This is a genomic window from Sinomonas sp. T428B, assembly GCF_056780155.1.
The window spans coordinates 3,437,038-3,450,743 of the sequence record NZ_JBRAZR010000001.1 but is presented as its reverse complement, the minus strand read 5'-3'; the positions used below and the strand labels follow the sequence as shown (position 1 = coordinate 3,450,743).

11 protein-coding genes and 1 riboswitch are annotated in these 13,706 nt (G+C 73.5%); of the genes, 7 read left to right on the top strand and 4 right to left on the bottom strand.

Translation table 11 applies throughout. The annotated features are described in order from the left end of the window. Window positions 1-99: 99 nt before the first annotated feature. The gene (locus tag ACUYMY_RS15955) at window positions 100-2,448 is read right to left on the bottom strand and encodes a SulP family inorganic anion transporter (RefSeq protein ID WP_481704504.1); all 2,349 of its coding nucleotides are present in this window, start codon (window positions 2,446-2,448) and stop codon (window positions 100-102) included. A gap of 187 nt (window positions 2,449-2,635) precedes the next feature. After that, window positions 2,636-2,896: a DUF4235 domain-containing protein gene (locus ACUYMY_RS15950; RefSeq protein ID WP_481704503.1), complete on the bottom strand. Its 261-nt coding sequence runs from the start codon at window positions 2,894-2,896 to the stop codon at window positions 2,636-2,638. An 81-nt stretch (window positions 2,897-2,977) separates the two neighbouring features. Beyond that, window positions 2,978-3,115: riboswitch (TPP riboswitch) on the top strand. 46 nt (window positions 3,116-3,161) lie between these two features. On the opposite strand from ACUYMY_RS15950, the gene ACUYMY_RS15945 reads away from it, so the two are divergent. The 5 genes from ACUYMY_RS15945 (at window position 3,162) to ACUYMY_RS15925 (ending at window position 8,477) form a co-directional block, all read left to right on the top strand. After that, window positions 3,162-3,788 carry an ECF transporter S component gene (locus ACUYMY_RS15945; RefSeq protein WP_481704502.1) on the top strand — a complete coding sequence of 209 codons (627 nt, stop codon included), beginning with the start codon at window positions 3,162-3,164 and terminating at the stop codon, window positions 3,786-3,788. Next, on the top strand, window positions 3,788-5,578 hold the full coding sequence (locus ACUYMY_RS15940; RefSeq protein ID WP_481704501.1) for an ABC transporter ATP-binding protein: 1,791 nt from the start codon (window positions 3,788-3,790) through the stop codon (window positions 5,576-5,578). The genes ACUYMY_RS15945 and ACUYMY_RS15940 overlap by 1 nt, the downstream gene beginning before the upstream one ends. Next, window positions 5,575-6,372: an energy-coupling factor transporter transmembrane component T family protein gene (locus tag ACUYMY_RS15935; protein WP_481704500.1), complete on the top strand. Its 798-nt coding sequence runs from the start codon at window positions 5,575-5,577 to the stop codon at window positions 6,370-6,372. Before ACUYMY_RS15940 ends, ACUYMY_RS15935 begins: the two co-directional genes overlap by 4 nt. 73 nt (window positions 6,373-6,445) lie before the next feature. Continuing rightward, window positions 6,446-6,826 carry a VOC family protein gene (locus ACUYMY_RS15930; RefSeq protein WP_481704499.1) on the top strand — a complete coding sequence of 127 codons (381 nt, stop codon included), beginning with the start codon at window positions 6,446-6,448 and terminating at the stop codon, window positions 6,824-6,826. Between the two features lie 109 nt (window positions 6,827-6,935). Further along, window positions 6,936-8,477, top strand: a complete 1,542-nt coding sequence (locus ACUYMY_RS15925; RefSeq protein ID WP_481704498.1) for a UDP-N-acetylglucosamine 1-carboxyvinyltransferase — start codon at window positions 6,936-6,938, stop codon at window positions 8,475-8,477. Between the two features lie 78 nt (window positions 8,478-8,555). Here the strand turns inward: ACUYMY_RS15925 and ACUYMY_RS15920 are convergent, their stop codons facing one another. After that, on the bottom strand, window positions 8,556-9,764 hold the full coding sequence (locus ACUYMY_RS15920; protein ID WP_481702883.1) for an IS30 family transposase: 1,209 nt from the start codon (window positions 9,762-9,764) through the stop codon (window positions 8,556-8,558). Between the two features lie 250 nt (window positions 9,765-10,014). Between ACUYMY_RS15920 and ACUYMY_RS15915 the strand changes: the two genes are divergently transcribed. Further along, window positions 10,015-11,019, top strand: a complete 1,005-nt coding sequence (locus tag ACUYMY_RS15915) for an NADPH:quinone reductase (protein ID WP_481705081.1) — start codon at window positions 10,015-10,017, stop codon at window positions 11,017-11,019. Here the strand turns inward: ACUYMY_RS15915 and ACUYMY_RS15910 are convergent. Beyond that, on the bottom strand, window positions 11,006-11,251 hold the full coding sequence (locus ACUYMY_RS15910; protein ID WP_481704497.1) for a hypothetical protein: 246 nt from the start codon (window positions 11,249-11,251) through the stop codon (window positions 11,006-11,008). The two genes, ACUYMY_RS15915 and ACUYMY_RS15910, sit on opposite strands and share 14 nt — an antisense overlap. Before the next feature lie 139 nt (window positions 11,252-11,390). On the opposite strand from ACUYMY_RS15910, the gene ACUYMY_RS15905 reads away from it, so the two are divergent. Beyond that, a complete protein-coding gene (locus ACUYMY_RS15905) occupies window positions 11,391-13,610 on the top strand; it encodes an ATP-binding protein (protein ID WP_481704496.1) in 2,220 nt (739 codons plus the stop codon). The last annotated feature ends 96 nt before the right edge of the window (window positions 13,611-13,706 follow it).

Sequence of the window (13,706 nt, the reverse complement as noted above, 5' to 3'; positions counted from 1 at the left end):
TCGTCGCGCCCCTGGTGCATGGCGCATGCCGACCACGGGACGGGGATGGCCGGCTCCCCAACGCGGGGAACCGGCCATCGCGTTCCGAGGCTTCTCGCGTCAGCTGGCCGCGGCCATGGCGGCGTCGAGGCGCTCGATGCCCTCGGGCGTCACGAGCACGACGCGCGCGGTCGGGATGTCGTAGAAGATGCCGATCGACTGAAGCCGCCCCTCGGCCAGTGCTGGCCCCGTGACGGGATGGCCCTCGAGCTTGCGCAGCTGGACCGCGACGTTGACCATCGCGAGCTGGTCGAGCCGGCCGAAGCCCTCCGCCTCCGCGGCGAGCGCCACCGGGTGGCCCGCGGCCAGCTCGCGCAGGCTCGGCCGCGCGTGGCCGAGCCACGCGTCGAAGGCGGGGCCGAGCGCGCCGTTCCCGGCGCCCTCGGCCTCGGCGAGCACGGCCTTCATGGCGCCGCAGTTGGAGTGCCCGCACACGACGACCGTGTCGACGGCGAGGCCCTGCACGGCGAAGGAGAGCGCAGAGTTTATGGACGCGTCACCCGAGGCATCCCCGCACACCACGTTGCCGATGTTGCGCAGCGTCAGGAGGTCGCCCGGGCCGCTGCTCGTGATGAGGTTCGGGTTGACGCGCGAGTCGACGCAGGCCACGAACAGGGTGTCCGGGCTCTGGCCGTCGGTCAGGTCCTGCACGAGGGGGCGGACCTTGTCGGCATGGCGGCGGTGGTACTTGTCGATGCCCAGGAGGATCGACCGCAGCGGCGGCCGCCCGCCGTCGTCCGCGAGAGCGTCGGGTGACCTGCCCGCGTCCGGCGACGCCGCGCCGTCGTCCGCCAGCCCTGCCGTCTGCGACGACATCCGCGACGCCCGCGGCGGCAGCGGGAACTCGCGCGGCTCCTGCCAGCGCGGCGCGCGGTGCTCGGCGTCCCGGAAGGCGGTCGTGCCGTGCTCCTCGATGACCACGGCGCCGCCCGTGGCGGCCTGCTGGTCCCGCCACGCGAGCAGGGACTCGCGGAAGGCGTGGTCGAGGTAGACGGCGTTGAGCTCGACGACGGCGTCCGCCCCCTCGGGCACGGAGCCGAGGGCGCGGCTGAGCCGCGGGAGGGCGAAGAAGCTGCACGAGCCGGCGATGGTCACGCGCCACGGGGCGGACGGGGCGGACGGCTCGTGCGCGTGGATCGGGGCCCGGAGCACGCGCCACAGCACGGACGCCGCGGCGAGCGCGAGGCCGATCAGAACGCCCTCGAGGAGGTTGAGCGCGACGACGGCCACGAGCGTCACGGCGTACACCGGGAGGTCCCCGGTGCGGCGGCTCGTCGCGATGTCCGCGGCGTTGATGAGCTTCGCGCCGATCACGACGAGGAGCCCCGCGAGCACGGACAGCGGGATGAGCTGGACGAGCCCGGCGAAGAGCACCGAGAAGACGAGGACCCAGACCCCGTGCAGGACCGCGGAGGCGCGGGTCTTGGCGCCGGCCTCGACGTTGGTCGCGCTGCGGACGATCACGCCCGTGACCGGGAGCCCGCCGATCAGGCCGGAGACGAGGTTCGCGGACCCCTGGCCCACGAGCTCGCGGTTGAGGTCCGTGCGTGCGCCGCGGTGCATCTTGTCCACGGCCACCGCGGAGAGCAGCGACTCGATGCTCGCGATGAGCGCGACCGTGACGACGGCGAGGGCGGCGGCGCCCCACGTGCCGTCGGGCAGCTGCGGCAGGGCGACGGCGTCGAAGAGCGAGCCGCTGAACGAGATGCGCTCGACGCCGGGCGCGAAGGCCACGGACAGCCCCGTCCCGGCGACGACGGCGGCGAGCGGGCCGGGGACGCGGCGGATGCCCCGGGGCACATGCTTCCAGCCGAGGAGGATCGCCACGACGGCGAGGCCGAGCATCGCGGCGTGCATCTCGACGTTGGTGATCGCGGCCGGTAGCGCGGCGAGGTTCTCGATCGCGGAGCCGGCGGCCTTGGAGCCGAGCAGGACGTGGAGCTGCTGGAGCACGATCGTCACGCCGATGCCGGCGAGCATTGCCTTGACCACCACCGGGGACACGGCCAGCGCCGCCCGGCCCACGCGAGAGAGGCCCAGCAGGAGCTGGACGACGCCGGCCGCGGCCGTGATCGCGCACGTCACCTGCCAGCCGAACTGCTCGATGAGGCTCGCGACGACGACGGTGAGGCCCGCCGCTGGCCCGCTCACCTGGAGCATCGACCCGCCGAGGCTCCCGGCGACGATCCCGCCGACCGCGGCGGCGATGAGCCCGGCCATGACGGGGGCGCCGGAGGCCGCAGCGATCCCGAGGGAGAGCGGGAGCGCGACGAGGAAGACGACGAGGGACGCGGGCAGGTCCGCGCCGAGCGTGCTCAGGCGGAAGGGCTTGGGGCGGGAGGCGTTAGGACGGCCCGGCGGCCCGTGGATGTGGTCCGGGACGGGGAGGGGATCTGGGCGCTGCGGCATGACGACTCCTTCTCTCGTGGGAGTGGACGCTCCCACGCTACGAAGGTTGTCACGCGCATGGACCCGAGATGTGACGAGCTCTACAGAATTGCGTGACCAGTGCTGTCATAAGGATCAACACGGGAGAATTTCGCCGGTCCCGCTCGTTGAGGCGCGGGCGCCCCGGCGCGATCCCGTCCCGGCCCGGTCAGACGATCTCGGGCGTGCTCCGGTACCGGGCGATCGCGCGCTGGGTGATCCGCTGGGCGAGGGTCTGGATCACGGCGCCGACGCCCGCGGAGACGATCGCGAACACGAGCGTGTCGCGCAGGCTCTCCTCGAGGTTCGTCGCGTCCTTGGGCGGCTTGCTTCCGGTGCTCTTCTCCCAGGCGAAGTCCATGAGCTTCGTCGCGGCGATGCCCGCGCCGATGCTGATGGCCGTGCCGAAGAGCTTCATGAGGATGCTCATGCCCGCCAGCCTAGCGCGGGGCCGCCCGCGGAGGCCGGTCACACGGCGGGAAGCAGCGGCGCGGCGGCGGTAGAATCGTCTGCACAACGACAGGGGAGCGTCGCCCTCCAACCGGCCGCCGGCCGGGGCGGGGGCGCAGGACGCTGAGAGTGCGGGCTACCGCAGACCCTCGAACCTGCTCCGGCTAGTACCGGCGAAGGGAGTCGAGAATTTCTCAGGGCGGCAGGGGACCGCCTTCCCCTCCTGCACCCAGGAGGAATCCATCATGAGCAAGACCACCGCCAAGCCCGCCACCGGCACCCGCCGCTGGCGCGTCGTCGACATCGTCGTCGGCGCCCTCCTCGCCGTCGCCGGCGGGGTCCTCTTCTGGGCCTGGTCCAACGGCATCTACCCGCCGCTCTCGGCGGGCCTTCTCGCCACCTACGCGCCGCTCGCGGGCCTGCTCTCCGGCGGCTGGGTCCTCCCGGCCGTGCTCGGCGGGCTCATCATCCGCAAGCCCGGCGCAGCGCTGTTCGTCGAGACCGTCGCCGCGACCGGCGAGCTCCTCATGGGCTCGCAGTACGGGACGACCGTCCTGATCTCCGGGATCGTCCAGGGACTCGGCGCGGAGGCCGTCTTCGCCGCCTTCGGCTACCGCCGCTTCACGCTCCCCGTCGCCGCACTCGCGGGCGTCGGCGCGGGCCTCGCCATGGGCCTCAACGACTGCTTCGCCCCGTGGGGCTGGAACATCGCGTACGAGGTCGGCGACAAGTTCGCCTACATCGCCTGCACGTGCGTCTCCGGCGCCGTGATCGCGGGCCTGCTCTCGTGGCTCGCGACGCGCGGCCTCGCCAAGACCGGCGCGCTCTCGAGCTTCGCCTCGCGCCGCGCCGCGACCGAGCCCGTCCTCTAGTGACGCCGGCGGGCGCCCGCGGGGGCGCGGCCAGCCAGGTGCGCGCCGGCCGCGTGCGCCCCGCTGAAGTCCGGGCCGAGGGCTGGACCTGGCAGCACGCGGGCCGGGACGCCCCGGCCGTCGCGGACCTGACCCTGCGCGTCGAGCCGGGGGAGCGGGTCCTCGTGCTCGGGCCCTCGGGCGCGGGCAAGTCCACGTTCCTGCACGCGCTCGCGGGTGTCCTCGGGGACGACGACGAGGCCCACGAGGGCGGCAGGCTCGCCGTCGACGGCGGCTCGCCGCGCGAGCGCCGCGGTCGCGTGGGGCTCATGCAGCAGGACCCCGAGACGCAGGTGATCCTCGGCCGGCTCGGCGACGACGTCGCGTTCGGCGCCGAGAACCTCGCCGTGCCGCGCGAGGAGATCTGGGAGCGCGTGCGCGCCGCCCTGGACGACGTCGGCCTCGGCCACCTCCCGCTCGACCACCCCACGGCCGCCCTCTCGGGCGGGCAGAAGCAGCGCCTCGCGCTCGCGGGCATCCTCGCCATGCGCCCGGGGCTCATCCTCCTCGACGAGCCGACCGCGAACCTCGACCCGGCCGGCGTGCTCGAGGTGCGCGACGCCGTCGTGCGCACGGCCGCGGCGAGCGGGGCGACGCTCGTCGTCGTCGAGCACCGCGTGGCCGTGTGGAAGGACTGCGTCGACAGGATCGTGGTCCTCGCCCCCGGCTCGGCGGGCCACGCGGGCGGCGTCCTGCTCCAGGGTGCCCCTGACGACGTCCTCGCCGGCGCCCGCGAGCTGCTCGCACGCGCGGGCGTCTGGGTCCCGGGCTGGGTCCCGGAGGTCCGCCCCCGCCACCGCCCCCCTTCCGACGCGGGGTCACCTCCCAACGTTGGGGGGTCACCTCTCAACGTTGCGGGGTCACCTCTCAACGTTGCGGGGTCACCTCCCAGCGTTGCGGGGTCACCTCTCAACGTTGCGGGGTCACCTACCGGGCATCTCCTGCTCTCCGCGCACGGGGTGGGCGTCTCGCGCGAGCGGGGCACGCGCCGTCGTGCGCCCGTCCCCGTCCTCACGGGCGTCGACGCCGAGGTCCGCGCGGGCGAGGCACTCGCCATCACCGGCCCCAACGGCGCCGGGAAGTCCACGTTCGCGCTCACGCTCGCGGGCCTGCTCGCCCCGGTCGAGGGGCGCGTCGAGGCGGCCGCGGCGCTCGCCGCCGCCGACCCCGAGGCGGGGCTGCGCGCCGTCGGGCCCGCCCCGCATGGGTGGCGGGCCGAGGACCTCGTGCCGCGCATCGGCACCGTGTTCCAGGAGCCCGAGCATCAGTTCGTGACGTCGACCGTCCGCGACGAGCTGCGGTTCGCGCCGCGCCAGCTCGGACGGGGCCTCGGGCGGGTCGACGAGCTCGCCGAGCGGCTCCGCCTCCAGCACCTCCTCGACGCGAACCCGTACACGCTCTCGGGCGGGGAGAAGCGGCGGCTCTCCGTCGCGACCGTCCTCGCGGCGAGCCCGCGCGTCCTCATCCTCGACGAACCGACCTTCGGGCAGGACGCCACCACGTGGGCCGAGCTCGCCTCGTTCCTCACCGAGCTCCTCGACGAGGGCACGGCGGTGGTCTCCGTGACGCACGACGACGAGTTCGCCCGCGCGCTCGGCGGCGCCCGGCTCGCGCTGGGCTCGCCGGCCGTGACGCCGCCTGTTCCGCCCTGCGCCGCCCCCGCATCCGCCGCAATTGTCGACGTGAGGTCGGTGCGCGGCGCCGGCACCGACCCCCAGCCGACAATTCCGCGAACGGGGGAGGCGCCGTGAGGGACCTGCTCGCGATCCGCGACAACGACTCGCTGCTGGCCCGGGCCAACCCGCTGAGCAAGCTCGCCGCCGTCATCCTCCCGACGTTCGCGCTCGCGCTGAGCATCGACTGGGTCTCGGCGGGCGTCGCGCTCGCGCTGTGCCTCGCGGTGTTCCCGCTGGCCGGCATGACGTTCCGGCTCCTGTGGCAGCGCGGCTGGCCGCTCATCCTGGCCGCCGCCGTGGGCGGGCTCAGCACGGCCGCCGTCGGGCAGGACTCCGGCGCCGTGCTGCTCGCGACGCCGCTGTGGGACGTGACCGAGGGCTCGCTCGGGCTCGGCGCCGCGATGGCGCTGCGCGGCCTCGCGATCGCGCTGCCTGCCCTGCTCATGATGAGCTGCACCGACCCGACCGACCTCGCCGACGCCCTCGCACAGCGGGCCCGCCTCCCGCACCGGTTCGTCCTCGGCACGCTCGCGGCGCTGCGGCTCGTGGGCCTCATGGTCGAGCAGTGGCAGATCCTCGGCCTCGCCCGCAGGGCCCGCGGCGTGGGCGCCCAGGGCGGGCCGGTCCACCGGCTCCGGGCGCTGCTGGGCCAGAGCTTCGGGCTCCTCGTCCAGTCGATCCGGCTCGCGTCGCGGCTCGCCGTGACGATGGAGGCCCGCGGGTTCGGTGGTGCCGAGCGGACGTGGGCTCGGCCCTCGCGGTTCTCCGCGCTCGACGCCGGGGTGCTCGCGGGCGGCGTCGCGCTCGCCGCCGCGTCGGTGGGCGCCGCGGTGGCCGCTGGGACGTGGAACGTGGTGTGGATGCAGTAGGCTCTGGCCCCCCTGCCCACCCGGTGGCATCGTTGAGGGGGCCGGAGGGGCCTACATGCGAAAGGGAACTCCCATGCTGGACATCACGGGCTCGTTCTCGAGCTTCAGCGTCGACGACGTCGAGGCGGCCCGCGGCTTCTACGGCCGGACCCTCGGCTTCGAGGTCCAGGACAGCATGGGCGGCCTGCTCATCACGGTCCCGGGCGGGCAGACGGTCTACGCCTACCCGAAGGACGACCACGAGCCGGCCACCTTCACGGTGCTCAACTTCGAGGTCCCGGACCTCGACGCGGCGATCGGCGAGCTCGAGTCGATGGGGCTTTCCCTCGAGCAGTACCCGAGCACCCCGCGGATGCCGGTCGACGAGAAGGGCGTGCTCCGGGACCCGGACAGCGGCTCGGGCATCGCGTGGATCAAGGACCCGGCGGGGAACATCCTCGGGATCGTGCACTAGCGCCCTTCTATCTCATGGCTTTCTGTATGCCGTCGGTCTAGACCGCCTCCCGGGCGCGTCGCGCGCTCAATTTGCGGTTGAGTATCTCGTCTGTGATATTTTGGAGCGCATGTCACAACAGACTGCTGAGACCGTCGGGGCCCTGCTGCGGGACGTCCGCTCCCACCGGGGCTGGACCCAGGGGCAGCTCGCCGCCGAACTGGGCACGAGCCAGAGCGCCGTCGCGCGCATGGAGCAGGGCAAGCAGAACCTGAGCCTCAAGATGATCCAGCGCATCGAGGACATCCTCGGCCAGCGCATCGTGAGCATCGGCGCGCCCCGCATGACCCACCTGCGGGTTGAGGGCGGGCACCGCCTCTCGGGCGCCGTCGACGTCAACACGTCCAAGAACGCCGGCGTCGCCCTCCTGTGCGCCTCGCTCATCAACCGCGGGACCACCACGCTGCGCCGCCTCGCCCGGATCGAGGAGGTCAACCGGATCGTCGAGGTCCTGACCTCGATCGGCGTCGAGTGCACGTGGCTCGAGGAGGGCAACGGCGAGCAGCCGCGCGACCTCCAGATCCGTCGCCCCGCCGAGCTTGACCTCGAGTCGATGGACGTCGAGGCCGCGCGCCGCACGCGCAGCGTCATCATGCTCCTCGGCCCGCTCCTCGACGAGCGCAGCGAGTACAAGCTCCCGTATGCGGGCGGCTGCGACCTCGGCACGCGCACGGTCGAGCCGCACATGCAGGCCCTGCGCCAGTTCGGCCTCGACGTCGAGGCGACGAGCGGCTTCTACACGGTCCGCGCCCCCGAGGCCGACGGCGCCGACCGCTCCTTCGTGCTCACCGAGCGAGGCGACACTGTCACCGAGAACGCCATCATGGCCGCGGCGCACCGCGAGGGCCTCACGGTGATCCGCAACGCGAGCCCGAACTACATGGTCCAGGACCTGTGCTTCTACCTGCAGGGCCTCGGCGTCGAGATCGAGGGCGTCGGCACGACGACGCTGCGCATCCGCGGCAGGGCGCGCATCGACGTCGACATCGACTACTGGCCCTCCGAGGACCCGATCGAGGCGATGAGCCTCATCACCGCCGGCATCGTGACGAACTCCGAGGTCACCGTGCGGCGCGTGCCGATCGAGTTCATGGAGATCGAGCTCGCGACCCTCGCCCAGATGGGGCAGGAGCTCGAGGTCTCCGGCGAGTACATGGCCCGCAACGGCCGCACGCGCCTCGTCGACGTCACGACGAAGCCGTCCGTCTTGCACGCACCCGCGGACAAGATCCACCCGATGCCGTTCCCGGGCCTGAACATCGACAACCTGCCGTTCTTCGCGGTCATCGCAGCGAACGCGTCCGGCCAGACCATGATCCACGACTGGGTCTACGAGAACCGGGCGATCTACCTGACCGAGCTCAACCGGCTCGGCGGTCAGATCCAGCTCCTGGACCCGCACCGGATCTACGTCAACGGGCCCACGAAGTGGCGCGCGGCCGAGGTCGGCTGCCCTCCCGCGCTGCGCCCGGCCGCGTGCATCCTGCTCGCGATGCTCGCCGCCCGCGGCACGAGCGAGCTGCGCAACATCTACGTGATCGAGCGCGGCTACCAGGACCTCGCGGAGCGGCTCAACTCGATCGGCGCGCGGATCGAGTACTTCCAGGACTGACGCGGGGTCAGGTCCCTACGTTCCGGGGTCACCTTCCTGCGTTCCGGGGTTGCGAAGTCAAGGGAACGGTGCAACGCCTCAGGCTGCGGTGAGGAGTTCCTTCATGCGTTGGTGTGGGGTGTGGAGGTCCAGCGTGGGGCGGGGGCGGTTGTTGAGGCTGTCCTGGATGCGCTTGAGGTCGTCGGCGGTGTGCACGGAGAGGTCGGAGGCCTTCTTGAACCAGTGGCGCAGGAGCCGGTTGGTGTTCTCGTTGGTCCCGCGCTGCCAGGGCGAGTGCGGGTCGCAGAAGTAGACCTGCAGGTCCAGGGCCATCTCGATCTGCCGGTAGCGGGCCATCTCGGAGCCGCGGTCGTAGGTCAGGGTCCGCCGCAGGTCCGCCGGCAGCTCGCGCATCGCGGCCACGATGGCGTTCTCGACGTGTTCCGAGGTGTGCCCGTCGGGCAGGTGCAGCAGGATCGTGTAGCGGCTCGAGCGCTCCACGAGGGTTCCGATCGCGGCGTTCGAGCCGCCCCCGGAGAGGATCAGGTCGGCCTCCCAGTGCCCGGCCACGGCCCGGTCCTGGGCCTCGGCCGGGCGTTCGGAGATCTTCAGCGCGTCCTTGTACGGGGAGGCGTTCCGCCCGCCCTGCCCGCGCCCGTCGGTGACCCGGCGGGCCCGGCCCGTGCTCAGGCACTGGTAGAGGTCCTGGCGCAGGTGCCCCCTGCCCTGGACGTAGACCGCCTCGAACACGTGCCGGTAGACGGTCTCGTGGCTGATGCGCATCCTCCCATCGTCGGGGAAGAAGACCGGTAGGACCAGCGAGATCAGCATCGGCGACCAGCCCTCGTCCATCGCCTCCTCGACGAACTCCCGCAGCGGCTCATGCTCCAGCTTCGAGGGCTTGGGCCGGGCCAGGCCCTGGCAGGCGCGGATGTGCGCCGCGTCGGCCTGATACACCTCCCTGCCCCCGTTGCGCTTCACCTCCCGCCACACCGTCGTCCTGTCCCGCCCCAACTCCCGTCCGATCTCGGCGCAGCCGCGCCCGTCGCGCAGGCGCAGCATGATCACCACCCGATCCTCGAACCTCAGCCGGCCCTTCCCCGCACCCTCATCGGCGAACGGCGCACCGACCGGGCCAGTATCCGATCCCTTGACGATCTCCATGGGGCCAAAGACTCGCACCCACCTGTTCACCGTCGTGCGAGGACGCCCCACGACACGCGCAGCCTCGGAAATCGAAGCGCCCAGCCTCAGCGCCGCGAAGAACCCATCAATCTCCCACCGCTCCACAACCCGACCACCCGGCACCGGCAACCCCTCTCAGACGAAGAACGTTGCACCGACCGTATGAATCCGCCGGTCACCTTCCTACGTTCCGGGGTCACGTCCCTAGGTTGCCGGGGTCTATGTCTTGCCATTGACCTCGCATCGTTGGGAGGTGACCCCGCATCGTGGGGCGGGGCAGGATGGGCCCATGACTGACACCGACTCCGCACCCGCCCAGCCCGCACCCGCCCAGCCCGCACCCAGCCACCCCGCGCCCACGTACCGGGCCGTCATGTATCGCGAGACCGGCCCCTCGTCCGTCCTGACCCTGCGCGAGCGGGACCTCCCCGAGCCCGGCGAGGGCCAGGTCCGCGTCCGCATCGCGGTCGCCGGCGTCAACCCGACCGACTGGAAGGCCCGCGCCGGCGGCACCTACGGCGGGAGCCTCGACGGCTGGCACGTCCCGGGCCAGGACGCCGCCGGGACGGTCGAGGCCGTCGGGCCGGGTGCCGCGGGGTGCGCACCGGGCCAGCGCGTCTGGCTCTGGGAGGTCGCGTGGGGCCGGGCCGAGGGCACGGCCCAGGAGTACGTCGTCGTCCCCGCGGCCCACGCGGTCCCGCTGCCCGACGGCGCGTCCTTCGACGCCGGCGCGTCACTCGGCATCCCCGCCCTCACCGCACACCGCGCCCTCACCGCGAGCGAGCACGGCCCCGCCCGGCTCACCCCCGGCGCGCTCGCGGGCCGGACGGTCCTCGTCACGGGCGGTGCGGGCGCCGTCGGCCACGCCGCCATCCAGCTCGCCCGCTGGGCCGGCGCCAACGTCGTCGGGACGGTGAGCAGCGAGGAGAAGGCGACGCTCGCGCGCGCGGCCGGCGCCGACGTCGTCGTCAACTACCGCGAGCAGGACGTCGCCGCCGAGGTGCGGCGCGTGGCCCCGGAGGGCGCGGACGTGATCGTGGACGTGAACGCCGCTGCCAACATCGGCGCGGACCTCGCGGCGGTGCGCAACGGCGGGACGATCGCGGTCTACGCGGGCAGCGGCGACGAGACCGTCGCCGTCCCTGTGCGCGCCGCGATGGGCAAGAACGTGCGCCTCCAGTTCCTGCTCACCTACACGGTCACGGACGCGCAGAAGCACGACGCCGTCGCCGCCGTCGGCGCGGCGCTCGCCGACGGCGCGCTCGAGGTGGGCGAGGAGCACGGGCTGCCGCTCGCGCGGTACCCGCTCGCCGAGACGGCCGCGGCGCACGACGCCGTCGAGGCCGGCTTCGTGGGGAAGGTGCTCATCGACGTGTGAGCCGCACGTAGAGCGCCATGAGCCGGGGCAGCACGAGGTACGAGGCGACCGGGACCACGACGAGCGTCATCGCGAACATCTGGAGGACAAGCGGCCAGGTGTGGACGAGCGGGGCGAGGATCCACTGGCTGACCACAACGAGGGGGAAGATCGCGGACCAGGTGACGAGGGCCCGCTCGTGGACCGTCGGCGGTGCGGGGGTCTTGGCGGGGGCGGGGGCTGTGGCTTCCATCGCGGGCTCCTTCCGGGGGTCGATGCCTTCTTGTTGATGCCTTCACAGTAGGTCTGGGACGGCCGCCGCGGCATCGGGGCTTCTACTCATGCGGGTACTCATCTGGACCGCCCTGCCACGGCGCGCGGATACTGGCAACATGCCCACGGGATCCGCTCCCGCCCCGACGCGCGGTCCCGGCCGCGTCCCCGCCCCGGTGAGCAGCTTCATCGGGCGGGCGAGGGAGCTTGCCGCGGTCTCCGAGGCCCTGGACGCCAGTCGGCTCGTGACCCTCACGGGCCCCGGCGGGGTGGGCAAGACGCGGATCGCCCTCGCCGTGGCCGGCGCGGCCGGGGCGCGGTTCGGACGGCCGGTCTTCGTTGACCTCACGATGATCGCCGAGGGCGCGTCCGTGCCGGTCGCCCTGGCGGAGTCGGCGGGGCTCAGGGACGTCACCGCCGAATCCGCCCCCGAGGCGATCCTCTGGTGGGTCGATCGGGTCGGCGAGGTGCTGTTCGTCCTCGACAACGCGGAACACGTGCTCGAGGACACCGCCGCGCTCGCGGTACGGCTGCTCGGCGAGTCGGAGGCGTGCCGTGTCCTCGTCACGAGCCGCCACGCGCTCCAGGTCGTGGGGGAGCGGGTCGTCGCGGTGGATCCCCTGCCCGTCGACGACGCCGAGACCCTCTTCTGGGAGAGGGCCCTCGCCGTTCGGCCGTCGCTCGGCGACACGCGCGAGAGCCGCGAGGCATCCCGTGCCCTGTGCAGGCGACTCGACGGGCTGCCGCTCGCCGTCGAACTCGCCGCCGCCCGCGCGTCGGTGCTCACGCCCCAGGAGCTGCTCCCGCGGCTGGACCGGCGGCTCGCCGCGCTCGGGACCGGGTCTGCGGTGGCGCCGGCCCGCCACCGCACGCTGCGCGCGTGCATCGCCGGGAGCGTCGACGCGCTCGGCGCGCGGGAGCGCGGCGTCTTCGAGGCCTGCGCCGTCTTCGCGAGCCCGTTCGACGCCGAGGCCGCGGCCGCCGTCGCCGGCGCGACCCTCGACGACCTCGAGGACCTTGTCCTTCGGTCCCTCCTCCAGACCGGCGAGGGCGCCGGGGGCCGGACGACCTTCCGGCTCCTCGAGAGCCTGCGGGAGTTCGCGCGGGAGGGGCTCGAGGCGGCGGGGACCCTCGAGGATGCCCAGCGACGGCACCTCGCGTGGCTCGGATCGGACTTCGGGGCGGGGAGCTTCCCGCCGGTGCTCGCGGCCTCCCGGGCGGGGCAGCGGGCCGACCTGCTGCCCGACCTCCGTGCCGCCCTCGACTTCGCCCTGGGCGCCGCGCCCGCGGAAGGACTGCGGCTCATGGCCGCGACGCGGGAGCTGTGGTTCCGCAACGGCCAGGACGAGGGGCTGGGGAGGGCCCTCGAGCTCCTCGAGCGCCACGAGGAACGCGACGAGGCGCGCGCCGGCGGACTCGTCGTGGCCGCCATGATGCGCACCGTGCGGCAGGAACACGAGTCGGCAGGCCGGCTCATCGACGAGGCGCTGGGAATCCTCGATCCCGCGTCCGCGGCGGCCGCCGATGCGCTCTTCCAGCGGGCCGTGTCGCGCGCCATCGCCCGCGACTCGGAACGCGCCACGCAGGCGGCGCGCGAGGCGTTCGAGGCGTACACGGCCCTCGGCGACGCGGCCGGGAGGAGCCGGGCCATGGGTGCGCGCGGCATGGCCGCTGTGTGGGGCCACCGCGAGGGGGACGCCTTGGAGATCCTCGACGCCGCCTACGCCCTCGCGGTCGAGGCCGGCGACGCCTTCGGGATGGGGCTCGCGCTGACCTACCGGGGACTCGCCGAGTCCGCGCTCGGCCACGAGGCGGACGCCCGGGCGCGGCTCCTCCGCGCCATCGACGTCCTCGCCGGGATCGGTGACGTCACCATGCGCGGGATCGCCCTCGCGCGGCTCGCCGCGCTCACGGTGCGGCGCGACCCGACGACGGCGGCGCGCGCCGCCGCGGCCATCTCGCGGCGCGAGGGCGCCGGCGGGAGGTTCCACGAGATCGCGTCGAGGGATCTTGCGGACGTGCGGACGACGGCGGAGCTCCTCCTCGGGCCTGCCGGCTTCGCCTCCGCGTGGGAGGCGGGCGAAAGGCTCACGTACGCCGGGGCGACCATGGAGCTGCGGGCCGTGGGGGACGGGGGCTCCCCTGGTGCCGAGACCCTGACCGCCCGGGAGCTCGAGGTGGCGGAGCTCGTGCGCCGGGGCCTCGGGAATGCCGAGATTGCGGGGGAGCTGACCCTCTCGACGAGGACGGTGGAGAACCACGTCGCCCACGCGCTCGCCAAGCTGGGTCTTCACAGCCGGTCGGCGCTCGCGGTGTGGGCCTCGGAGCGGGGCTCATAGGTTCTGGCGCGGGTTCCGTTGCCGGAGCTCCCTGCGGAGGGCCTGCACCGGAGCTGTTCGGGTGTCGGAGGGCGGGCGTAGGGTTGGCCCACCTGC

Excerpts from the sequence above, each read along its gene's own strand:
- ACUYMY_RS15955 (WP_481704504.1), bottom strand. The coding sequence starts at position 2,448 with ATGCCGCAGCGCCCAGATCCCCTCCCCGTCCCGGACCACATCCACGGG.
- ACUYMY_RS15950 (WP_481704503.1), bottom strand. The coding sequence starts at position 2,896 with ATGAGCATCCTCATGAAGCTCTTCGGCACGGCCATCAGCATCGGCGCG.
- ACUYMY_RS15945 (WP_481704502.1), top strand. The coding sequence starts at position 3,162 with ATGAGCAAGACCACCGCCAAGCCCGCCACCGGCACCCGCCGCTGGCGC.
- ACUYMY_RS15930 (WP_481704499.1), top strand. The coding sequence starts at position 6,446 with ATGCTGGACATCACGGGCTCGTTCTCGAGCTTCAGCGTCGACGACGTC.
- ACUYMY_RS15925 (WP_481704498.1), top strand. The coding sequence starts at position 6,936 with ATGTCACAACAGACTGCTGAGACCGTCGGGGCCCTGCTGCGGGACGTC.
- ACUYMY_RS15915 (WP_481705081.1), top strand. The coding sequence starts at position 10,015 with ATGTATCGCGAGACCGGCCCCTCGTCCGTCCTGACCCTGCGCGAGCGG.
- ACUYMY_RS15910 (WP_481704497.1), bottom strand. The coding sequence starts at position 11,251 with ATGGAAGCCACAGCCCCCGCCCCCGCCAAGACCCCCGCACCGCCGACG.
- ACUYMY_RS15905 (WP_481704496.1), top strand. The coding sequence starts at position 11,391 with ATGCCCACGGGATCCGCTCCCGCCCCGACGCGCGGTCCCGGCCGCGTC.